The organism is Dyella psychrodurans (assembly GCF_003363265.1).
Taxonomy (GTDB): domain Bacteria; phylum Pseudomonadota; class Gammaproteobacteria; order Xanthomonadales; family Rhodanobacteraceae; genus Dyella_B; species Dyella_B psychrodurans.
In genome coordinates this window covers 109,163-131,624 of sequence record NZ_QRBF01000006.1, presented here as the reverse complement: position 1 = coordinate 131,624, position 22,462 = coordinate 109,163, and the positions used below count along the sequence as shown (strand labels likewise).

Genomic DNA, 22,462 nt, shown 5'->3' with positions numbered 1-22,462 from the left:
GTCCCGGCTTTCGCCGGGACGACGGAAGTGAAGCGTGCGCACACATGAGCGCGCGAAACGCCCGCCGCGTAGGCGAGCAACCTGGCGATCACACACCATCACAACCAAAAACCAAAGTCACTGGGTCCCGGCTTTCGCCGGGACGACGGAAGTGAAGCGTGCGCACACATGAGCGCGCGAAACGCCCGCCGCGCAGGCGAGCAACCTGGCGATCACGCACAATCAAAAACCGAGGCCACTGGATTCCGGCCTACGCCGGAATGACGACCATGAGGTATGTCGCTAGCTCTAAGGTGATACGGCGCAGAAGTCCGAGCTTCACGAGGACGACGAGAACGTCTGGCTAGCAAGACAATTCAACACACACAGAGAAAGCGCCAATCAATTTGCCCGCTGCTCAGCAAACGAATAAACCTGATCCGCCCACTGCGTAGCCTCAAAATACGCCCCCGCCATCCGGCGAATATCCTGCGGCTGCATCTGACCGTTCTTCAGATCGCCCGCCTCCCAGGTATAAATCTGCCCAAGCAGCGGCGCGAACGGCCCGCGATCCTCGACCAGCGCCTCGCGAATCTCCGGCGCCAGCGGCAAATGGCTCAGCACGAATTCCATCGGCGCACACAACAACGTATCGAGCAAAGAAAGCAGCCCGGCCATGAACGCCATGTCCTGCTGCTCGCTCGGCATGCCTTGCGCAAGTTTCTCGCACATGTGCGCGCGGATCAGCGCCGCGCGCAGCAATTCCGGCGGACGATCGTCCATGCTGCTGAGCGCCATCGTGTTGATCCAGTTGCGCATGCGCGCCAGGCCAAAGAAGATCGCGGCCTGCTGGATCGATTTCAGTTGGCGCGGCAAGGCAAAGTAAGCGGAGTTCACGCAGCCGAGCAGTTTGTAACTGAGCACCGCGTCGTCGCGGATGATCTCGCCAAGCTCCACGGGACCCGCATTGCTTTCCTGCAACGCACCCATCAGGCGAAGCAGGCTCAGGCGATTGGGTGTGAGCACCGGCACTTCGATCTGCTGCGGCACCAGCAGATAGCGGCCTTGAATGGCCTGGAAGGGCAGGTCCTTGCAGCGGCCGTAGGTGACGTGGTCGTCGACATTGCCGGCGATGACGCCAAGGCCGCGCTCGTACAATTGCTTGCAGCGTTCGGCCAAGGTGTCGGCATCCAGCGCTTTCGCATCCAGGCGTACGTAACGCACCAGTCGCAGCAGCGGTTCGAGCGCACCGAACGGTTCGCAGGCGCCGGGATCGTTATGGCCTAGATCGAGCATCAGCGCGCAATTGCGCAGTGCGAGTTGCTGCAGGCGCTGCACCAGTGCAATGTCGCGCACCTGGAAGGGATCGACGATCACGCCAAGACGCGGCGTGTGCGCAAGGATGTCGGTCTGCTCCAGCAGCAACGAACGCGATACGCGCATGAAGGCACGGTTGCCGCGCACGAGTCGCGTGATCGCACCATCGGTGATGCCCGAAACGATGCCGCCCTGAAGCGTGGTATCGGCATCGGTGCCGGCGCCCTGGCGATAGAACACGAGTTCGTAGGCGAACAGTTCTTCCTCGCGGTCCAGCATCGGACTGCGCACGACCGGCAGCAGCATGTCGCTGAGCGAACTGGGAGCGTCGTGGAGCGACGTGGTAGGCGCTGTAGCTGTGGTGGTCGTCATGAATCGATACCGTGCGAGGGTGAAGCAACGGCCGTGACGCGGGCATCGTGCCCGGCGCACGAGGGGAATGCTTATCAGGCCTGGGCAAGCGGTATGGAGCGATGCGTGCCGTGGACTGCTCCGTTCTGACTGTAGGTTCCGGCTTGCGCATCGGTGCCGGTGAGCACCGAAAGCGCGCGTCGTACTTGCGTCAATCGCTGGCCGACGAGCGCGCCATTGCGCAGGTTCTTGTCGCGGCAGGTGGCAAGCGATTTCAAGAGTTCTTGCCACGCGCCATCCGCTTGCTGCGCAGCTTCGGTGGAGGTATTGCTCAAGTGCAGGCGTTCGACATCGAGCTGTTCGAGCCTGCGCATCAACATCTGCTTGGCCTCGCCGGCGCGATTGAGCCCCTTGGCGTCGGCGCTGGTGAGCGCTTCGCGCTCCTCGTCCAGGACGGTGATGAGCTGCGCGGTGGTCGCGCTCATTTCGTCAAGGACGGTGCGCAACGCGGCACCAAGTTCGGCCTGCAGGTTCGGGCTCATGGCATTACTTGCCGCTCACCTGGTTTTCCAGCGAGACGAGACGATCGGCGATGGCGTTCGGGTCGACCTTGTAGGTGCCCGCGGCGAGCGACTGCTTGATCTGCTCGACGCGCGCGGTGTCGACGGGGCTGTTGGCGCTGCTGGCCTGATGGATGGCGCGGGCCGAGTCGGTCAGGTTCACGCTGTCGTTGGCCTGCGTGGCCGACGTGCCGGACGAAGAAGTATTCGCCGTCTGGTTGGCAGCGCTGCTGTCCGCGTTCGTGGTCGCGAGCGGGATTTGCGGCAGTCCGTTGGAAGAAATCGTTGTGTTCATAGCGCTCGGGATTCTCTGGTCGGATGAGCTCTGTTAGAGGTATCGGCGTCCCCCGGAAAAACTTTAATGCTGCCGATCGCTTGAGTATGTCCGGTTAAGGCAGTGCCTGCACCTCGCCGTCCCCTACCACTATCCCATTGATAATCCGGCCGGAATTGCCATTGCGGACGCGCAGATGGGCGCCCGTGTCGCCGCCGTCCAGCGCCATGCCCGAGGCCCGCACCTCGATGCCGCCGAGCTGGGCGACCAAAGAAACCTCTTCGCCGGCATGCACGGTCTGGCGCCCGTTGAGGTCGCCCGGCTCCAGCACCACGCCCGCGATCAGCGGTCGGGAGAGGGAGTGACCGGTGATCTGGTCGAGGCTTTGCACGTAGCCATAGCCGAGCCGGGCGATATCGCGTTCTTCGGTATGCACGTCGACGGGACCGGCGATATCGCCACGCGCCAGCGGCCGGCTGGTCACCAGCACCTGGCGGAAGACCTGCATCTGCACCGGCACCTGGATCGTCCAGCCCGGGCTGCCGTTGCAACTCACCGAAACCGCTACGCGCGAAGGCGTTCCCTGGCGCGTCGGCAGATGCGTTTGCAGCGGATGCGCGCACGCGGCGAGACGCAGGCGCGGATTGAGCGACGTCGGCATGATCACCACCCGGCTGCCCGCATCCGCATATTGCGCACGCACGGCCTCTTCGGCGGCGGCGCGCAATTGCGCGGGCGTCGTGTCGGCCGGCGCGGCATTCGCGCTCGCGACAACGGCAAGCAGCAGGGCGGCGGTCAGCGATGTCATGAAAGATCGTCGGTGAGCATCGTCGCCAATTGGCTGTTGATGGTTTCGCGTTCGCTTTCGAATTTGCCGCACAACTGCCTGGCCTGTTCGAACTGTCCGCTGTTGAGCAGCTCGAGGAAGGCGTGGCCATGTTCCTGCAGACGTGCCGCGGATTCGCGCAAGGTCTGGTTGGACGGATGCTGGCTGTGGCGCGCCGTGAGTCGATCGAGGCTGCGCACCAGCACGTCGGTATCGAACCAGCGGCGATCCAGCGAGGTCGGTTCCTGCAAGGCCAGTTCGATGCTCTGACGCAGGCCCACCACCGATTCGCGCACGGTGAGGCTGAGGCTGGCGGTATCGTTGCCGCTTTCGCCTTCCAGCCAGCCGAGACTCGACCGATGCGCGAGCGCGGCCGCGCGGCCGAGCGACTCGCTGAAGCGACGGACTTCGTAGGCGCGACGCTGCAGTGCGCCGAGCGTCGCCTTCACCGTGGTGGCGCGCACATGCGATGCATCCTGGGCTTCGCGAAGCGAGCGCAGGCGTTCGCTGCTGTTCTGCAGCGCTTCGCCGCCTTGCTGCAACGAGCGTTCGGTTTCACCGACGCCCGTTTGCGCGCGTTCCAGCCGCTGCAGGCCAAGCTGCACGTTGCCGTTCATCTGCAACGAGAACTCGCCGATGGAGCTGGTGACGCTTTCGATTTCCGCCGTGGCCTGCGCGGTCTTCTCCGCCAGCTGCTTCACTTCATCGGCCACCACGGCGAAGCCGCGTCCGGCATCGCCCGCACGCGCCGCTTCGATCGCGGCGTTGAGGGCGACGAGGTTGGTCTGGTGCGCGATCTCCTGCACGCTGGTGGTCAGCGTGCGAATCTGCGCCACTTGTGCGGTCAGCAGGCTCTGGTTCTGGTTCATGGCCGACAGCGCGCTGCGCAGCAGGCGCAACTGGCCGTTGAGTTCGCCGACGCTGGCCGTGCTCCGGCCTCCGGCTCCGGCGGCCTGATCGATGCTGCCCTGGGCCTGCTGCAGCATCGTCGACATCCCGGCGCTGTAATCCGTCAACTGGCCGACGCTGTCGCGGCTCTCGCCGATCGAGGTCTCCAGCGAGCTTTGGTCGCGGTGAAGCGTTTGCGCATGGGTCAGCACCAGGCTTTGCTGTTCCAGCGATTGCAGGGCAACCGCCGCCGGCGCGCGCGGCGCCAGGCGCGCGAACAACGGCGCCAGCAATCCGGCGGCCGTCGGATGCTTGCGGCTCAGGCGGGCCACCTCGGCCTCGTTCCCGGCGAGTGCGGCTTGTATCAGGGCGGCCAGGTGCTGGCTGCGGATCAGACTCATAAGCGAAGCAATTCCGTTCGTGGGTTCCCTGAGATCGTCGGGAAACGTCGGAACTTGAGGAAGCAAGGCGTGTGCCATGACTTGGTCAGCGAAAAAGCGGCGCCACTTGGTCGTGGTAAATCGGAGCGTGTGCAAGCTCCTCCCCCTGCTTGCAGGGGGAGGTTGGGAGGGGGTTGCTCGCGCTAGCCTCGACGCGAGGTTGCTTGACCCCTCCCCAACCCTCCCCTGCACGCAGGGGAGGGAGTTGTTGCGGCAAGTGTGTGGACGCTTGTGTCGAGGAGACCGATCGATCGCCAACAAAAAAACGTTGCGTCCCTGCGGCTCAAGTCCAGCGCGGTTCGCGCCGATAAAAGCGCACGGGTCGCCTTTCCGCGTGGCTCATGGCGCAATCAAGAGGAACACCATGACGGGCGGCGCATTGCTGGACAGCGTGGAAAGTCACACTCGGCTGGCCGGCCACAATCGCGTCGCCATGTTGTTGTTTCGCCTGGGCGATGGCCAGTTGTTCGGCATCAATGTATTCAAGGTGCGCGAAGTGCTGCGCAAGCCGCCGATGGAACGCCTGCCCGGCATGCACGAGTTGCTGGCGGGAAGTTTCGACTATCGCGGCAAGACGATTCCGGTGATCGACCTGGCGGCCGCATTGGGCTATCAACCCTTGGTCGACGTGGATTCGGCGCATCTGGTGGTGACCGAATTCAGCCGCTCGATGCAAGGATTCCTGGTGACCGATTTCCAGCGCATCGTGCATTGCACCGGCGAATCGCTCGAGGCACCGTCCAGCACGCTCGGATTCGGCGGCCGCGTCAGCGCGGTATCGCGTGTCGACGGGCGCCTGATGGCGGTGGTGGACGTGGAGCACGTGCTCGCCAGCATCGATGGTGCACCGGCCGAACTTTCCCAGCATATTCAAAACGAAGCCGGGCACCGGGAGCTGGCGCCGCGACGCATCATGGTGGTGGACGACTCGACCGTGGCGCGCCTGCGCCTGGTCAATCTGTTCAAGCAGATGAATATCGAATGCCTGGTGGCGCAGGACGGCCGCGAGGCGCTGGATGCGTTGAATCAGATGGCCGAAAGCGACGACGAAAAGATCACGCTGGTCATCTCCGATATCGAGATGCCGCGCCTGGACGGCTATGCGCTGACCCGCGCGATTCGCGACACGCCCGCGTTGCGCGGACTGAAAGTCGTGCTGCACAGCTCGCTCAGCGGCGTATTCAATGAAGCCCTGGTGCGCGACGTGGGCGCCGATCGTTTCATTGCGAAATTCCAGCCCGATCTGTTGGCGAAGACGGTGCTGGAGCTGATGCTGCCGTCAACAAATTGACGTTCATCCTCGCGGCGGAATGCCGTCGGGATTCCGTCCCGCAGCGACGGTATATCGTCGCCGCATAGTGCGCTGCATGTGCATGTACAGCGGTAAATGGCCGCGCCATGCGGTTTTCCGTGCGTGGCATACAACTTGCTCATGATCCTCCGCAAGCAGTCAACGCTGCGGGGAATCGATCATGGGCATCGTCAGTACAGTGCTAGACAACGTCTTCGGACTGAGCGGCCAGGCTCTCGGGCTGTGGCAGCAACGTTCGGAAACGATCGCATCCAATATCGCCAACGCCGACACGCCGAACTATAAGGCGCGCGACGTCGATTTTCGTTCGGCCCTGCAACAAGCCAGCGGCGATTCCACCAACCTGCAGCTGGCCACGCCGAGCGAAGGCCAGATAAGCGACAGCAGCACCACCTCGACGGACGATCTCAAATACCGCGTGCCGTTGCAGCCGTCGATGGACGGCAACACCGTCGACACGCAGGTGGAGCAGTCGCAGTTCGCCAGCAACATGGTGCATTACCAGGCGAGCTTGAGCTTCATCAACAGCTCGATCCAGACGCTGCGCCTGGCCATCAACGGCGGAGGGCAAAGCTGATGTCGCTGATGAAGATCTTCGACACGGCCGGTTCCGGCATGGCCGCCGAATCGCTGCGGCTCAACACCGTCGCCAGCAATCTCGCCAACGCCGACAGTCTCAGCGGCAGCCCCGACTCCGCCTACAAGGCGAAGGAATTGCTGTTCGCGCCCACGCAGGAAACCGATGGCGGCATCGGCGCGTCGAACGACAACGCCGTCAACAACGGCGTGCGCACGGTCGGCGTCACCGAAAGCCAGCAGCCGGTGGAATCGCATTACGAACCGGGCAATCCGATGGCCGACCAGAACGGTTTCGTCTACGGCAGCAACGTCAATCCCATCGATGAACTGGTGAACATGATCTCCGCGTCGCGTTCGTATCAGAACAACGTCGAAGTCATGAACACCACCAAGCAGCTGATGATCAAGACCATCGATCTGGGCAGCTAATTTCCGGAGTCAATCCATGTCCGCTGTAGGTAGCGCCACCACCAGTTATTCGGCATCCGGCCTGAGCCTGACCGGCAGCACGGTCACGAGCACGCCGACCGGTTCGATCATGAACCAGTCCGACTTCCTGCAATTGCTCACGACGCAGCTGAAGGACCAGGATCCCACGCAGCCGATGGACAACTCGCAGATGGCCGCGGAACTCGCGCAGTTCGCGACGTTGAACACCACCCAGGATATCGACACCAACCTGCAGACCTTGAGCAGCAACCTCAGCAGCGGCATGCAGACCTCGCAGGTGCTCAACGCCGCGAACCTGGTCGGCAAGCAGGTGCTGGTGCCTTCCACCACGCTCGACTACGCGGGCAGCGCCGTGAACGGCGCGGTGAATGTCACCACCGCCGGCGATGTCGTGGTCACCATCAAGGACAGCAACGGCAACACCGTCAACAGCGTCGATCTGGGCAATCAGCAGGTCGGGCTGACGCAATTCAGCTGGAACGGCACCGACAGCAACGGCAACGCGGTCGCCAACGGTACGTACAGCATTTCGGCCAACAACGGCGGCACCAGCTCCGCGCTGACCACCTATGCCTCCGGTGCGGTAACCGGCGTGGGCTACGGCGGCAGCGGCACCGGCACGTATGTGCAGGTGTCGGGCGTCGGCGGCGTGCCGCTAAGCCAGGTGGCACAGATCAACTGACGACGGCACGCATTTCGCTCGCCGTCATCACATCCCGAGGAACACAGCATGGCACTCAATCAGGCGCTCAGCGGCATCAACGCGGCTCAGTCAGATCTCAACGTCATTTCCAACAACATCGCCAACGCGGGCACGGTGGGCTTCAAAGGCTCCACGGCGCAATTCTCTGAAGTGTACGCGGTGACAGGTCTCAACCTCAGCTCGGTGACGGTGGGCAGCGGCGCCGAGTTGACCGGCGTCCAGCAGCAGTTCCAGCAGGGCGACCTGGAGACCACCAACGGCAGCCTGGACATGGCGATCAGCGGCAACGGCTTCTTCGTCGTCAATAGCGGCAGCGGCGATCAGTACACGCGCGATGGCGCGTTCCAGGAAAACGCCAACGGCGACGTCGTCACCTCCAGCGGCTCTTTTCTGCAGGTGTATCCGCCGAATGCGGCGGGCGGTTTCAACACCAGCACGCTCACCAATCTGCAGTTGAACACCGCGCAGAGCGCGGCGACGCCGACCAGCACGATCAACGTCAGCTCGAACCTGCCGGCCGGCGCGTCGCTGCCTGTCGATACGCCGTTCAGTCCGACCGACGCCAACAGCTACAACAACGCATCCACGCTTACCGTCTACGATTCGCAGGGCGGATCGCACTCGGCGACGATCTACTACGTCAAGACCGCCAACAACACCTGGAATGCGAACCTCTACATCGACGGCAACAGCGCCGGCACCGCCGCGTTGACGTTCAACAGCGCAGGCGCGCTGACGGCACCGGCCAACGGCAATTTGAGCTTCACGCCGACGCAGCCGACCAACGGTGCCTCGTTCCCCGCCACCATGACGGTGAACGTGACCAACACCACGCAGTTCGGTACGGCCTATGCGCCGGGCACGATCAACCAGAACGGTTTCGAAGCCGGCGTGCTGGAGAACGTGGAAATCGGCACCAACGGTGTCGTCACCGCGATCTACTCCAACAACCAGACCACGCAGCTCGGCCAGATCGCCGTCGCCAACTTCGCCAATCTGCAGGGCTTGCAGCAGGTCGGCAACAACAACTGGGTGGCCACGCAGTCGTCCGGCACGGCAGTGCTGGGCACCGCGGCCACGGGCCAGTTCGGCGATATCGAACAGGGACAACTGGAAACATCCAACACGTCGGACACGACCGCGCAGCTGGTCGACATGATCCAGGCGCAGCAGAACTACCAGGCCAATTCGCAGATGCTCGGCACGGTCAGCTCGCTGGACCAGGCGCTGTTCCAGGCTGTCGATCGCGGCTGATAACTCATGGACCGTTCCGTCTACATCGCGATGACCGGCGCCACGCAGACCATGCGTGCGCAGGATGCCGTGAGCCACAATCTGGCCAACGCGTCCACCGTCGGTTTCAAGAGCGAGCTCAGCGCGTTCCAGAGCGTGCCCGTGCTCGGCCCCGGCGCCAACACACGCATCAATGCCGTGGCCGAAGGCGTGGGGCAGGACGTATCACAAGGTTCGATTCAACACACCGGCCGTTCGCTCGATGTCGCGGTGAACGGTCCGGGCTGGATTGCGGTGCAGGCCGCCGACGGCAGCGAAGCGTACACGCGTGCCGGCGACCTGCAGCTCGGTGCCGACGGCAGTCTGACCGACAGCCGCGGCAATCCTGTCATGGGCACGGGCGGTCCGATCACGGTTCCCGACAGCGCGCAGATCAGCGTCGGCAAGGACGGCACGATTTCCACCGTGCCGATGGGACAAGGCCCCAACACCGTCGCGGCGGTGGGGCAGATCAAGCTGGTCAATCCGGATCCTTCGCAGATGTCGGAAGGGCCGGATGGCCTGATGCACATGAATGACGGCAGCCAGGCCGATGCCGACGACACCGTCACGATTACATCCGGTGCGCTGGAAGCCAGCAACGTCAATCCGTCGTCCGAACTGGTGAAGATGATTTCGCTGTCGCGCCAGTACGAAATGCAGGTGCGTTCGATCAAGACCGCGGAAGACGACTCGGATTCCAGCACCAAACTTCTGCAGACGAGCTAACGCAAGCTTACTCGGAGCCACGCTATGTTTTCTTCTCTTTGGATTGCCAAGACCGGCCTGGATGCGCAGCAGACGGAGATGGACGTCATCTCCAACAACCTCGCCAACGCCAGCACCACCGGTTTCAAGACCTCGCGCGCTTCGTTCCAGGATCTGATGTATCAGAACGAAGGCCAGCCCGGCAGCCAGACCACCGAGCAGACGCAATCGCCATCGGGCTTGTTGCTGGGCACGGGTGTGAAAGTCGTCGGCAGCGAGAAGCTGTTCACGCAGGGCGCGGTCACGCAGACCGGCAATACGCTCGACGTGGCGATCCAGGGCAACGGTTTTCTGCAAGTGAGTCTGCCGGACGGCACCGTCGCCTACTCGCGCGACGGTTCGCTGCATGAAGATTCCAACGGCCAGATCGTTACCGCGGACGGCTATCCGCTGGTGCCGTCGATCACGCTGCCGGCCAACGTCAACAGCATCACCATCGGCACCGACGGTACGGTCAGCGTCACCGCCAACGGTTCGACCGCGCCCACGCAGATCGGCGTGGTGCAGCTTGCCAACTTCGTCAATCCCGGCGGCCTGCAGCCGATGGGGCAGAACCTTTATCTGGAGACCCAATCCAGCGGCACGGCGCAGACCGGGCAGCCCGGCGTCAACGGCATGGGCACGCTCGCGCAAGGTTCGCTGGAATCGTCCAACACCAACGTGGTGGAGGAGATGGTCAACATGATCCAGGCCCAGCGCACCTACGAAATGAATTCCAAGTCGATCAGTGCCGTCGACGACATGCTGTCGTTCGTCATCCAACACACCTGAGTAGTGCCGTCATGTCTCATCCTTCCTTGTATGTGCGTGTGGTTTTCGCTTCGCTGGTGGTGGCCATGCTGGCCGGCTGCGGCAGCATGGGCGAAAGGCAGAAGCAGGAAGATGCCGAATGGGCGGCCACGGCGCCAGTCACGCAGCCTACGCCGCCGCCTGCCGACGGCTCGATCTATCACGACATGCAGAACATGGAGCTGTTCAATGACCCGCGTGCGCATCGCGTCGGCGACATTCTCACCATCAACCTGGTCGAGGCGATGCAGGCCAGCAAGAAGTCGGAAACCACGACCGCCAAGACCGACAAGAACACGCTCAATGCGCCGGAACTGCTCGGTCATACCTTGAGCGTGAAAGGCGGCAATGCCGCCGACACCAATCTCAATTCCGCCAACAGCTTCGATGGCGCGGGCAGCAGCACGCAGAGCAATCAGCTCACCGGCGAGTTCACCGTCACGGTGTCGCAGCGGCTTTCCAACGGCAACCTGATGGTGCGCGGCGAGAAGTGGCTGACCATCAACCAGGGCCAGGAACTGATCCGCCTTTCCGGCATCGTGCGTCCCGAAGACATCGAGCAGGACAATTCCGTCGACTCCACTCGCGTGGCCGATGCGCGCATCACCTACACCGGTCGCGGTGTGCTCAACAGCGCCAACCAGCAGGGCTGGCTGGCGAGATTCTTTAACTCCAAGTGGATGCCTTATTGACCTTCACTCCCTCTCCCCTCTGGGGAGAGGGTTGCGGTGAGGGGACAACCTCGCGCAAGACTTTCATCATTCGAGCACTGCACATGAAATTTTTCAGTCGCGATAAACGTGAGCATGGCGGCAAGAGCGGCCCCTCACCCCAGCCCTCTCCCCGGAGGGGAGAGGGGGTCACGGGTATCGTCGCGCTGCTGGTCATGCTGTTGGGCTTCATCCCGAGTGCGCATGCGGACAAAGTCCGCGATCTGGTGCAAGTAGCCGGTGTACGCAGCAACCAGTTGGTGGGTTACGGCCTGGTCGTCGGCCTCGACGGTACGGGCGACCAGACCACGCAGGCGCCGTTCACCACGCAGAGTTTGGAGAACATGCTCAAGCAGTTCGGCGTATCGCTGCCGACCACCGGTATTCAGCCGCAGCTGAAAGACGTGGCGGCGGTGACGATCACGGCCGAGTTGCCGCCCTTCGCCAAGCCCGGTCAGAAGATCGACGTCACGGTGGCTTCCATCGGCAATGCCAAGAGCATCCGCGGCGGCGAACTGTTGATGACGCCCTTGCGCGGCGCCGATGGCAGTGTCTATGCGGTTGCACAAGGCAGCGTGGTGGTCGGCGGCGTGAGCGCATCGGGCAGGAGCGGTTCCAGCGTGCAGATCAACATCTCTGCCAGCGGACGCATTCCCAACGGCGCATCGGTGGAACGCACGGTGGCCAACTCGTTCAACCGGCCCGGCGATATCGTGCTCGATCTCGACACGGCCGACTTCACCACGGCCGGGCGCATCGCCGATGCGATCAATCATCTCTACGGCGCAGGCACCGCCCATGCGTTGGATGGCGGCTCGGTGGCGGTGCGCGGTCCGGTCGATGCGAGCGAGAAAGTCGCGTGGCTCGGCGCGATCGAATCGCTGGACGTAGACCCGGGCGATGCGCCGGCGCGCGTGATCGTCAACTCGCGCACCGGCACCGTCGTCATCGGTTCGGATGTGCGCGTGAGCGCGGCGGCGGTGGCGCATGGTTCGATCCAGGTCACCATCAGCGAACAACCGCAGGTGAGCCAGCCCAGTCCCTTCAGCAGCGGCGGCCAGACCACGGTGGTGCCCAACAGCACGGTGTCGATCAACCAGACGGGCGGCCACATGTTCAAGTTCGGCCCGGGCGTCAGCCTCGATTCCATCGTGCGCGCCGTCAATCAGGTCGGTGCCACGCCCACGGATCTGATCTCGATTCTTGAAGCACTCAAGCAAGCCGGCGCATTGCATGCGGACTTGGTGGTGATCTGACATGGCCGATATCGGCAACGCCGCAGCGCAAAGCCTCAGTACCTGGACCGATCTGTCCGGGTTCGGCGCCTTGCGTCATCAGGCCGAGTCGGATCAGAACGCCGCCCTGCCGGCGGTCGCGCGGCAGTTCGAATCGATGTTCACGCAGATGCTGCTGAAGTCGATGCGCGATGCGAATTTCGGCGATCCGCTGTTCGAAAGCCAGGCCGGCGACCAATGGCAGGACATGTACGACCAGCAGCTCTCGCTCAATCTCTCGCAGCACGGAAAAGGTCTGGGCATCGCGGAATTGCTGATTCATCAGCTGGGCGGGCACAACAACAGCGCTCACGCCGGCGATCCGAAGTCGGCAACGGCCGATCCAAGCGCCACCGGCCTGGTCGACGACTGGAAACAACGTTTGTATCAAGTGGCCGATGCCACGCGTTCGGCGGCGCATGCGGTGGCATCGTGGATTCCCGTCGATGCCGAAGCGTTCGTGCGCGAACTCGCGCCGCAGGCCAGCATCGTGGCCAGGCAATTGGGTTTGTCGCTGCGCACCGTGCTGGCGCAGGCCGCGCTGGAAACGAACTGGGGCAAGCACATGCCCACGCATTCCGACGGCAGCAGCAGTTTCAACCTGTTCGGCATCAAGGCCGGCGGTGGCTGGGGCGGCTCGCGCGTGAGCGTGCCTACCGTGGAATACGAAGGCGGGATCGCGGTGCGCAAGCAGGCGCAGTTCCGCTCCTACAAATCGACCGCCGACTCGCTCGCCGACTACGCCGACCTGATCAGCGGCGATCCGCGCTATGCCCAGGCCCTGGGCCGGGGCGACGACGTGGTGGGTTACGCGAGGGCGCTGACCGAAGGCGGCTACGCCACCGACCCGGCCTACGTCGGCAAAGTGGCGGCCATCGCCAACAGTCCGGTGATGCGCCAGGCGCTGGATGCGCTTAAGAAAACCGTCTCCCTGCCGACACCCTGAGCGTGACTCATGAGCTTCGTGCAGCCCTGGCCCCGTAACTAAGGATCGCTTCATGTCCTCCAGCATGCTCAACATCGGGATATCCGGGCTCAACGCAGCCCAGGTCGCCCTGAGCACGGTCAGCAACAACATCGCCAATGCCAGCACCACCGGTTACAGCGAAGAAAGCGTGGACCAGGTCGAACAAGTCACGCAGAGCAACGGCCGCTACACCATCGGCAGCGGCGTCGATGTCGTCGCCGTGCAGCGCGCCTACAGCCAGTACCTGACCACCGCGGTGTGGAACAGCAACAGCGGCCTGCAGAGCGCGACCACCGCGAACAATCTCACCAGCACGCTCAACAGTCTCTTCACCGGCAGCGGCAACCTGCAGACCGCGCTGGACAGTTTCTACAGCAGTTTCAGCAGTGTCGCGAACTCGCCGAGTTCGTCCTCGGTGCGCCAGGCGGCGCTGGGTTCGGCCTCGTCGCTGACCTCGGTCTACAACACGCTGGGGCAGCAGCTCAGCCAGCAATCCACGTCGGTCAATCAGCAGATCGGCAGCACCGTCACCAGCATCAACACGATCAGCGCGCAGATCGCCACGCTCAACGGGCAGATCGCGCAGGCCGGCACGAACGGCAATCCGAACAGCCTGCTCGACCAGCGCGACCAGCTCGTGCAGCAGTTGTCGGGTCTCACGGGCATTTCCGCGTCCACCAACAGCAACGGTTCCCTCAGCGTGTATACGTCGGCGGGCGAGACGCTGGTGAGCGGGCAGCAGTCGTATGCGCTGTCGTCGGGCGCCAATCAATACGATCCCGGCAGCACCGATGTGTTCGACAGTGCCGGCAACGACGTGACTTCCCAGATCACCGGCGGCACGCTGGGCGCGTTGATCGGCTATCGCGACACGGTGCTGGAACCCGCGCAGAACGCGCTCGGGCAATCGGCGATCGCGCTGGCCTCGAGCGTCAACGGCCAGCAGGCGCAGGGCCTGAATCTCAACGGCCAGCAAGGGCAGGCCATTTTCAGCGTGGGTTCGCCCACCGTGCTGCCGTCGAGCAAGAACTCGGCGGGCGGTGCGACGGTCAGCGCGGCGGTGAGCAACGTCTCGCAACTGACGAGCTCCGATTACATCCTCAAGTACACCGGCGCGGGCTCCGGCACCAACGGTTGGACGCTCTCGACGACATCCGGCCAGAACGTGGCGCTCACCGCCAACGCGAACGGCACGCTCTCCGCCGATGGCCTGACCTTGAGCGTGTCGGGCACGGCGCAGACGGGCGACAGCTACGAAATCGAACCCACGCGCAACGCGGCATCCTCGCTAAGCGTGAGCTTGACCGATCCCAACGGCATCGCCGCTGCGGCGGCGCTGGCGGCGACGGCGTCGACGAGCAACACGGGCACCGGCACGGTCGGCACCGTCAGCGTGACGAACGCGGGCAACGCCAACCTGCTCTCGGGCGCGACGATCACCTTCGGCGCCGCGGGTGCCTACACCATCACCGACGGCGCCGGTAATACCACCAACGGTACGTACACCGCGGGCCAGCCGATCACCGCCGATGGCTGGAGCTTGAGCTTGAGCGGCACGCCCGCGAGCGGCGACAGCTTCAAGGTCGCCGCCAACACCAACGGACTCAACGACAACAGCAATGCCTTGTCGCTGGCCGCATTGGCCGACACCGGCGTGCTCGATGGCGGCAAGACATCGGTGGTGACCAGCTATGGCAACCTCACTGCGCAAATCGGTTCCGCCGGCAACCTGGCGAGCACCGATCTCACCACGCAGACGAGTCTCTTCAACGAGGCACAGGGCAATCAGCAAAGCCTCGCCGGCGTGAACCTCAATCAGGAAGCCGCCAACCTCGTGCAATACCAGCAGGCTTACCAGGCATCGGCGCAGGTCATCTCGACCGCGCATCAACTGTTTACGAGCTTGATTACCGCGATTCAGGACGGCTAACCATGATGCGCATTTCTACGAGCTGGATGTACCAGCAATCGCTGTCGACCATGCTCAACCAGGAGTCCGAACTGGCGCAGACGCAGAACGAGGTCAGCACCGGCAATGCCATCAACGTGCCGTCGGACAACCCGACCGGCGCGGCGCAGATCGTGGGGCTCAATCACATCCTGGCCGAAAACAGCGAGTACACCAACAACATCAGCAGTGCCAACACGCGATTGTCCACGGAAACGAGCACGCTCACATCCGTCAGCAACCTGCTCAGCAGCGTGAACGACATTGCGCTGGGCGGTATCAACAGCGCGATGTCCCCCAGCGACCTCAGCAACATGGCGACCCAGCTCACGCAGTACCGCAATCAGCTGGTGCAGCTGGCCAACACCACCGACGCCAACGGGCAGGCGCTGTTCTCCGGAACCAGCTCCACCACGACGCCGTTCGTCACCAACAGCAGCACGGGCGCCGTCACCTATGCGGGCAACGACCAGCAGACGTTCGTCGCGGTCGGCACGGGACTGCAGGTGGCCAGCGGCGATCCGGGCAGCTCGATCTTCATGAATCTGGCGCAGGGCAACGGTTCCTTCGTATCCAGTGCCGGCAGCAGCAACACCGGTACGTTGGTGGTCGGCGCCAACAGCGTCACCAGCACCACCGCATTTGCTGCCGCGACGGCGGCCGGCCCGATCAACGACACGATCACCTTCGGCGCGAACGGCACGTATGCCGTCACCGATGCCGCGGGCAATCCGGTGACGGACAGCAGCGGCAACCCGATCACCGGCACCTATACCGACGGCGGCAGCATCACCTTCGACGGCATGTCGATCACGATGAGCGGCACGCCGGCGGCCGGCGATACGGTGAAGGTGCAATCCGATACCGCGTCCAACACGCAGGACGTATTCACCACGCTCAACAACATGATCGCCGCCCTGCAAAGCGGCGGCAGCACCACGGCGATCTCCAATACGCTCAACCGTCAGCTGGAGTCGCTGAACCAGGCGATGAACTCCGTGTCCAGCGCGCAGGTGTCCGTCGGCAGCCGCGTGGATACCCTGCAGCAGCAAGGCAGCTCGTATTCCGATTTGAACGTGACCTACAAGAGCGCGTTGTCGGACGTGCAGAACGTGGACATGGCGACCGCCATCAGCAACCTGTCATTGCAATCGACCGCATTGCAGGCCTCGCAGCAGGTGTTCGCGAAGGTGCAGGGCACAAGCCTGTTCAATTACCTGCAAGGCTGACGCCGAAGCGACACCGCGATCCGGCTCGTAACGCGCCGTGCACAGGCCTATACTCGGCGGGCACGCAAAGCGTGCGCGTCAGTCCGGTCGATGCGCCATGTCCGATTACGACACCCGCCAGTTGTTGCGCACGCACACCGTCACGGTGCAGGACGTGCGATGCAGCGGTGTGTGCCGGCACCTCAGCGGCGAGGAATGTTCCACCGCGACGCATCTGGTCTTTCCCTATCGCGGTGTCTACATGCGCCACGTGGGCCGCGACCAGGCGGTGGCGGATGCCAATCACGTACTGTTTTTCAACGCCGATCAGCCCTACCAGGTCAGCCATCCGGTGGAGGGCGGCGACGCCAATCTGTCGCTTGCCTTGTCGGAATCGCTGTTGGACGAACTGGTTCCGCGATCGCTTTTGAACGGTCGCGGAAAGCTGGCATTCCGTCGCCAGAATCTGCGCATCGACCCACGCGCGCAGGCGCTGGTGGCCTTGCTGCGGCACAGTCTCGACAACGACGCCATCGAACCGCTGGAAGCCGAAGGCCTGCTGCTGACGCTTGTGTGCCGCAGCCTGGGGCCGCGCACTTCGCATGAGCCGGGCGCGACGCATGCGCGCGGGCGTCTGGCCGACCGCGTCAAGGTGCTGCTGGCGAGCGATCTTTCGCGCCGCTGGACCTTGGCGGAGATCGCCGCCGAGATCGGCGGATCGCCGGTTTATCTCACGCAGGTTTTCCAGCAGGTCGAAGGCATTCCGCTCTACCGCTATCACTTGCGGTTGCGCCTTGCGCGTGCGCTGGACCTGATTGCGGAATACGACGACATGGCGGCGCTGGGCACGGACCTTGGCTTCTCCAGCCACAGTCATTTCGCGGCCGCGTTCCGCCAGACCTACGGCCGCTCGCCGAGCGCCTTCAAGCAATCGGCCCAGTGAAACGGCTAAAGATTTCGACAGCGGCCGCCGACGCTGCATGGTCTCCTGTGCAGGCCCGATAGGCGGGCAATGACAGGAGACACGATCATGAGCGAGAAAACCTGCGCGACCTGCGATTACCCACTGGACGAAAACGCCATCAAGGTCACGATCGGCAACCGTGTCGTGGAGGTGTGCTGCGAAGCATGCGCGCAGAAGTTGCGCGAGGCGAGCCAGGGGAAGACCTCATGAAAAACGCGGACTTCCTCACCCAAAAGCGCCATGTGACAACGCCGTCCGGAAACATCGGCTATCTGGAACATGGCAGCGGGCCCGTGGCGCTGTTCGTGCACGGAGTGCTGCTCAACAGTTACCTGTGGCGGCATCAGCTTGCGCAACTGGGCGGCATGCGGCGCTGCATTGCCGTGGATCTGCTTGCGCATGGCGACACCGAAATCGCCACCACGCAAGACGTATCCGTCACCGCCAACGCGCACATGCTGGCCCAGTTCCTGGATGCGATGCATATCGATCAGGTGGACCTGGTCGGCAACGACAGCGGTGGCGGCATCTGCCAGATCTTCGCGGCGCTGTACCCGGAACGTTTGCGCAGCCTCACCCTCACCAATTGCGATGCGCACGACAACTGGCCGCCGGAGCCGTTCAAGCCATTCGTCGCGATGGTGGCCGCGGGCGGTTTGCCGGATACCTTGAACGCCATGCTTGCCGACAAAGCCGTCTATCGGTCGCCGCAGGCGCTCGGTCCGGCCTACGAGCGGCCGGAAGCCGTGACGGACGAAGCGATCGAAACCTACCTGCGTCCCTTCCTTCGTTCGCCGCAACGCACGCGCGACATCGAACGCTTCGTCAACGCCTTCGATTGCCGTCACACCGTGCAGATCGAAGATCGGCTGAAGCAGGTGCGGGCACCGACGCTCATCGCCTGGGCCACGGACGATATCTACTTCGACACGAAGTGGTCGCACTGGCTCGCCAGCACCATTCCGGGAACCCGGAAGCGTGTGGAACTTGCATCTGCCCGTATCTTTTTCCCGGAGGAACGTCCCGACGAGTTCAACCGGGAGCTTGAGACGCACTGGAAGTTAAGCGCAGGCGTCGCGGCGCATTAGTGCGGTGTGTGTGCGCCTGTTTCGATAATGCGTGTCGTGACATGGCAGGTCGCGACACGCATTGGCCGACGCAGAGACATGCACTCTTCAATTCAATGACGCCGCCTTCTGGGCGACGGAAGTATGCAAGCCTGCATCATCGTGCTGAGTACGCCTGGGCGGTAACGCTCGACCGACATCCTGATTTCGTGCGCCGCGGGCTTTTGGCGCAGCCATATGTGCAACAGCTTGCTGTGCTTCAGCACCGTGGGCGACAGCATCACGCGCGGGTTCAGTTTGGCAGCCATGCGGACCGCCATTCGACAAGTTTGTCTTCCGTCAGCATCCAGTCCTTGCGCACGGCATCGCGCAGCGCATCGCCCATCCGGGCGGTGGCATCCAGGTCGTCCAGATGCATGCGAATCGCGCTGATCCAGTCCTTGTAGCGATTCTTGACGCGCGTGACGGGCAGGTCGTCCCGATAACAGACGATGTCGCTGCAGATCACCGGATAGCCGCATGCGCCGTATTCGAGCAGGCGCAGGTTGCTCTTGCATTCGTTGAACAGGTTTTCTTCCAGCGGCGCGAGCGCCAGATCGAGGTTGAGCGAAGCGAGCTTGCGCGGATACTCGGTGATCGGCACGCCTTCGTGGAATTCATGCACGTAGGGACGCAGCTTGTCCGGGCACATGCCGAAGAAAACCCATTCCACTTCATTCGCCAGGTCGCGGACGACATCCGTGATCAATTCCAGGTCGCCGCGATGGCTTGCGCCGCCGCCCCAGCCGACGCGCGGCTTGCGCCCCTTGCGGCGCTCGCTGCTCACCTTGTCCCACCAGTGCACCGGCAATCGATTGCGCACCACGCGGATGTCGCTGTGCAAGCCGGCGAATTGTTCGGCCAGCGGCTCGGTGGAGACGACGAAGCGATCGGTCAGCGCCACCGCCTTGCGCAGCACCTTGAGCACATCCTTGGGCATGACCTTGTGGAAGGCGCTCTTGATCGGGATCTGCGGCAGGTAGTCGTCCAGTTCGTAGACCTTGAATGCGCGGATGAAATCCTTGTAGTTGCGCATGATGGTCAGCTGATCGTCCGACAGCTGGCGCTGCAGGATGATCGAATCGGGCGCGAAGCGCTCCATGTGAATCGGCGTGAGATGCGTATCGGCCACCGTGCCGTCGACCATGCCGGCGAGATACATCGAAACGAACGGCTGCATCACACGGTAGTTGCCGCAGCCGGTGGCATCGGCCGGCACGCAATACAGGCGCGGCTTCATCGGCTTGGCCAGCGGCTGCCAACCCAGGTTGCGGCGCGGATCGAGTTCGAAACCCGGGCCGTCCAGATTCAGGTTGCGGTTGTAGGCCGGATCGCGCGCGAGCAGCGGCAGCCATTTGCGATACATCGCGTTCTGCTCGTTCTGGAAGCGTTTGTGCTTGGCTTCCTGTGCCGTCTTGTCGACGTTGTTCTGGCTGACGCTGCCGACGTGCATGAGCCGCGCGTAAGGCGTCCACACGGTGAGATAGCCCGCCTGATGCACTTTGAGGCACAGGTCGACGTCGTTGTAGGAGACTTTGAAATCCTGCTCGTCCAGGCCGCCTACGCTGTCGTAGATCGACTTGCGGATCATCAGGCACGCGGCCGTCACGGCGGTGTAGTTCTGGTCGACCTGCAGACGATGCATGTAGCCGGTCGCATCCATCGGCATGCCGATGAACGGATGGTCGGCGGGACCGCGCAGGCCCAGCACCACGCCGCCGTGCTGGACGCGGCCATCCGGGAAATAAAGCTTCGCGCCGACAATGCCCACTTCCGGTCGCTGCGCATGATTGAGCAGCGACTCGATCCAGTCGTCCTGCAGCACGGCGGTGTCGTTGTTCAACAGGATCAGATACTCGCCGCGCGCCTGCGCGGCAGCGAAGTTGTTGATTGCCGAATAGTTGAACGGGTGCGGATAGCGGAGCACGCGCAACTGCGAGCTGTTGAGCTTCTCGATGCCGTCCAGGTACGCGCAGGCGGCCGGTTCCTCGCTGTTGTTGTCGACGATCAGCAGCTCGAAGTTGGTGTAGGTGGTCTTGGCAAGCAGGCTGTCGATCAGGCCGTTGAGCAACGGCAACTGGTCGCGGGTGGGAATGATGATCGATACCGGCGGTTGCCGCGTGTGCACATAGCGCACGCGGTTCATGCCGGATACGGGGCCGGGCAGCATCTCGTGAGGAATGCCGAGTCGTTGCAGGTGCGCGTCGACCACACCGGCGGACTGGCTCGCCACTTCTTCCGACACCAGCCATTCCGTGTACGGCTTGCCGGCGTGATAAAGCACTTCGTCGATGTGCCCTACTGCCGCCAGTCCATGCTGTTCGATGGCGCAAAAAGCAAAGTCGTAATGGGCGAGCGCTCCGTGGCGGGCATCGAGGCCATCGCCTGCGAGCAGCGCCTCGCGCTTGATCGCCAGCGTGCGCCCGATGTACGGATAGCTGCGCAACATATCCAGGTTCAGATCGGGTTTGAGCAGCGGCTGGCCGTAGCCGTCTTTTTCCCGTGCATCTTCATCCACGTAGCAGCAGACCCACGCCGGCTGTGCCGCCGCGCGTTCGGCCAGCACCAGCAATGCGTGCTTGGCCAGCTCGTCGCCGGCATGCAGCGGCAGCAGCCATTCGGCGGGCGTTTGTTTCGCGAGTGCGTGGAACTGGTCGATCCACGCCGTTTCGGGCGTGGTCGTATTCGGCGACAGTACGCTGATGTGGATGCGCCGGTGCTGTTGCGCGTCGAGACTTGCGAGAGTGCGCTGCAGTGCCTGTGTGTCGCCGGACGTATCGATCACGACGGCGTGGATCTCGCACAGATCCTCGCGCGCCTGCTGGGCGGCCAGCTGCGACGGCGCCAGTTCCTGCGGCTTGAGCCAGTCGCGATATGTATCGGCGGGATTGGGTATGCCCGGGGCGAAACCCGTTGCCGGTGCATTGTCTGCGTTCAGTACGCCGTCGCGGAAGTAATCCCCGTGATGGATCGCGGTGATCCGCGGTGCGTGGATGTTGCGCACGCCCATGTCGAGCAGGCGCTCCCACAAGTCCCAGTCGCCGGGATAGAAGTATTTCCAGCAGCCGGGGTTGTAACGGAATGTCTTGAGTCCGGCATGATAAAGACTGCCGATGCGCGAAATGCAGCCGTGGCTTGGCGTGGTGCTGCCGACGGTGCCCTGCTCGCGGCCCTGGTCGTCGATGTATTTCACCAGGCTGTGCGCCCACTCGCTGCGTTCGGCCTGCGCCGTTTGCAACAACGTGGACAGATGCTCCGGCAGAAATTCGTCGTCGTCGTCCAGATGCGCGATCCAGGCGCCGCGCGCGCAGCGCAAGCCGAAGTTCACCGGCTTGGTGCCGGCCACGTACCACATCGGTCCCTTGGTGGATGGATAGTTGCCGCGAAACTTCAGGTTGTGAAAGCGCACGCGCGAATCGCCGGCTGCGGCGGCGCGCAGCAGCGCCGCCTGCGATTCCTCCATGCGGTCGCCCACGATCAGCAATTCCCAGTTCGCGTAGCTTTGCTGCTGCACGCTCGGCAGCGTGCGCTCGACAATCACCTGGGCGCGGTTATAGGTAGGCACGATGACCGAGATCAGCGGTTGTCCCGCGAATGCGTCGGCGTAACCGGTGCTTTCGCGAATGCGTTGCAGGCGCTCCCAGTCGTTTCCGCGCAGCTTCTTCTTTTCGCGCAAGCCATGCTCAAGGAAAAACTGGTGCATCAGCGCCATGTGCCGCTGTGCATGCGCAAGCTTTATCTGTTCGATCGAGGGTTCGGGTCTGCTCATGGGAGACT

Annotated in this window: 22 protein-coding genes; 15 read left to right on the top strand and 7 right to left on the bottom strand. The window is 63.3% G+C overall.

What is annotated here, in order from left to right; all coding sequences use genetic code 11:
* Window positions 1-381 precede the first annotated feature (381 nt).
* The 5 genes from DWU99_RS15790 to DWU99_RS15770 form a co-directional block, all read right to left on the bottom strand.
* Complete coding sequence (locus tag DWU99_RS15790; RefSeq protein WP_233511172.1) at window positions 382-1,668, bottom strand: EAL and HDOD domain-containing protein; 1,287 nt, start codon at window positions 1,666-1,668, stop codon at window positions 382-384.
* A gap of 74 nt (window positions 1,669-1,742) precedes the next feature.
* Window positions 1,743-2,189: a flagella synthesis protein FlgN gene (locus DWU99_RS15785; RefSeq protein WP_115479036.1), complete on the bottom strand. Its 447-nt coding sequence runs from the start codon at window positions 2,187-2,189 to the stop codon at window positions 1,743-1,745.
* Window positions 2,190-2,193: 4 nt separating this feature from the next.
* A complete protein-coding gene (flgM, locus tag DWU99_RS15780; RefSeq protein ID WP_115479035.1) occupies window positions 2,194-2,502 on the bottom strand; it encodes a flagellar biosynthesis anti-sigma factor FlgM in 309 nt (102 codons plus the stop codon).
* A 94-nt stretch (window positions 2,503-2,596) separates the two neighbouring features.
* A complete protein-coding gene (gene flgA, locus DWU99_RS15775) occupies window positions 2,597-3,289 on the bottom strand; it encodes a flagellar basal body P-ring formation chaperone FlgA (protein WP_115479034.1) in 693 nt (230 codons plus the stop codon).
* Entirely contained in the window at window positions 3,286-4,596 is a 1,311-nt protein-coding gene (locus tag DWU99_RS15770; protein ID WP_115479033.1) for a methyl-accepting chemotaxis protein, read from the bottom strand. The genes flgA and DWU99_RS15770 overlap by 4 nt, the downstream gene beginning before the upstream one ends.
* A gap of 403 nt (window positions 4,597-4,999) precedes the next feature.
* On the opposite strand from DWU99_RS15770, the gene DWU99_RS15765 reads away from it, so the two are divergent.
* The 15 genes from DWU99_RS15765 (at window position 5,000) to DWU99_RS15700 (ending at window position 18,667) form a co-directional block, all read left to right on the top strand.
* Complete coding sequence (locus tag DWU99_RS15765) at window positions 5,000-5,926, top strand: chemotaxis protein (RefSeq protein ID WP_115479032.1); 927 nt, start codon at window positions 5,000-5,002, stop codon at window positions 5,924-5,926.
* A gap of 181 nt (window positions 5,927-6,107) precedes the next feature.
* The gene (flgB, locus tag DWU99_RS15760; RefSeq protein ID WP_115479031.1) at window positions 6,108-6,524 is read left to right on the top strand and encodes a flagellar basal body rod protein FlgB; all 417 of its coding nucleotides are present in this window, start codon (window positions 6,108-6,110) and stop codon (window positions 6,522-6,524) included.
* Complete coding sequence (gene flgC / locus DWU99_RS15755; RefSeq protein ID WP_115479030.1) at window positions 6,524-6,955, top strand: flagellar basal body rod protein FlgC; 432 nt, start codon at window positions 6,524-6,526, stop codon at window positions 6,953-6,955. The genes flgB and flgC overlap by 1 nt, the downstream gene beginning before the upstream one ends.
* Before the next feature lie 16 nt (window positions 6,956-6,971).
* Window positions 6,972-7,658 (top strand): flagellar hook assembly protein FlgD, encoded by a 687-nt coding sequence (locus tag DWU99_RS15750; protein ID WP_115479029.1) that lies wholly within the window; start codon window positions 6,972-6,974, stop codon window positions 7,656-7,658.
* A 48-nt stretch (window positions 7,659-7,706) separates the two neighbouring features.
* Entirely contained in the window at window positions 7,707-8,933 is a 1,227-nt protein-coding gene (locus DWU99_RS15745; RefSeq protein ID WP_115479028.1) for a flagellar hook protein FlgE, read from the top strand.
* A gap of 6 nt (window positions 8,934-8,939) precedes the next feature.
* Window positions 8,940-9,680 carry a flagellar basal-body rod protein FlgF gene (gene flgF / locus DWU99_RS15740; protein ID WP_115479027.1) on the top strand — a complete coding sequence of 247 codons (741 nt, stop codon included), beginning with the start codon at window positions 8,940-8,942 and terminating at the stop codon, window positions 9,678-9,680.
* Between the two features lie 24 nt (window positions 9,681-9,704).
* Window positions 9,705-10,490, top strand: a complete 786-nt coding sequence (flgG, locus tag DWU99_RS15735) for a flagellar basal-body rod protein FlgG (protein ID WP_115479026.1) — start codon at window positions 9,705-9,707, stop codon at window positions 10,488-10,490.
* Between the two features lie 11 nt (window positions 10,491-10,501).
* Window positions 10,502-11,200, top strand: coding sequence for a flagellar basal body L-ring protein FlgH (gene flgH / locus DWU99_RS15730; protein WP_115479025.1), 699 nt, complete (start codon window positions 10,502-10,504; stop codon window positions 11,198-11,200).
* 194 nt (window positions 11,201-11,394) lie between these two features.
* Window positions 11,395-12,474, top strand: a complete 1,080-nt coding sequence (locus tag DWU99_RS15725) for a flagellar basal body P-ring protein FlgI (protein WP_115479024.1) — start codon at window positions 11,395-11,397, stop codon at window positions 12,472-12,474.
* A 1-nt stretch (window position 12,475) separates the two neighbouring features.
* On the top strand, window positions 12,476-13,438 hold the full coding sequence (gene flgJ, locus DWU99_RS15720) for a flagellar assembly peptidoglycan hydrolase FlgJ (protein WP_115479023.1): 963 nt from the start codon (window positions 12,476-12,478) through the stop codon (window positions 13,436-13,438).
* Window positions 13,439-13,490: 52 nt separating this feature from the next.
* On the top strand, window positions 13,491-15,389 hold the full coding sequence (flgK, locus tag DWU99_RS15715) for a flagellar hook-associated protein FlgK (RefSeq protein ID WP_115479022.1): 1,899 nt from the start codon (window positions 13,491-13,493) through the stop codon (window positions 15,387-15,389).
* A gap of 2 nt (window positions 15,390-15,391) precedes the next feature.
* Window positions 15,392-16,636, top strand: a complete 1,245-nt coding sequence (gene flgL / locus DWU99_RS15710) for a flagellar hook-associated protein FlgL (RefSeq protein ID WP_233511171.1) — start codon at window positions 15,392-15,394, stop codon at window positions 16,634-16,636.
* A gap of 97 nt (window positions 16,637-16,733) precedes the next feature.
* Window positions 16,734-17,558, top strand: coding sequence for a helix-turn-helix transcriptional regulator (locus tag DWU99_RS15705; RefSeq protein WP_115479021.1), 825 nt, complete (start codon window positions 16,734-16,736; stop codon window positions 17,556-17,558).
* A gap of 87 nt (window positions 17,559-17,645) precedes the next feature.
* On the top strand, window positions 17,646-17,789 hold the full coding sequence (locus DWU99_RS21115) for a hypothetical protein (protein ID WP_199535820.1): 144 nt from the start codon (window positions 17,646-17,648) through the stop codon (window positions 17,787-17,789).
* Window positions 17,786-18,667: an alpha/beta fold hydrolase gene (locus tag DWU99_RS15700; RefSeq protein ID WP_115479020.1), complete on the top strand. Its 882-nt coding sequence runs from the start codon at window positions 17,786-17,788 to the stop codon at window positions 18,665-18,667. The genes DWU99_RS21115 and DWU99_RS15700 overlap by 4 nt, the downstream gene beginning before the upstream one ends.
* 92 nt (window positions 18,668-18,759) lie before the next feature.
* Here DWU99_RS15700 and DWU99_RS15695 read toward each other — a convergent pair whose 3' ends face one another.
* Together DWU99_RS15695 and DWU99_RS15690 are read right to left on the bottom strand one after the other, a co-directional pair.
* Complete coding sequence (locus DWU99_RS15695) at window positions 18,760-18,954, bottom strand: hypothetical protein (RefSeq protein ID WP_115479019.1); 195 nt, start codon at window positions 18,952-18,954, stop codon at window positions 18,760-18,762.
* Window positions 18,939-22,454, bottom strand: a complete 3,516-nt coding sequence (locus DWU99_RS15690) for a glycosyltransferase (protein ID WP_115479018.1) — start codon at window positions 22,452-22,454, stop codon at window positions 18,939-18,941. Before DWU99_RS15690 ends, DWU99_RS15695 begins: the two co-directional genes overlap by 16 nt.
* Window positions 22,455-22,462: the final 8 nt, after the last annotated feature.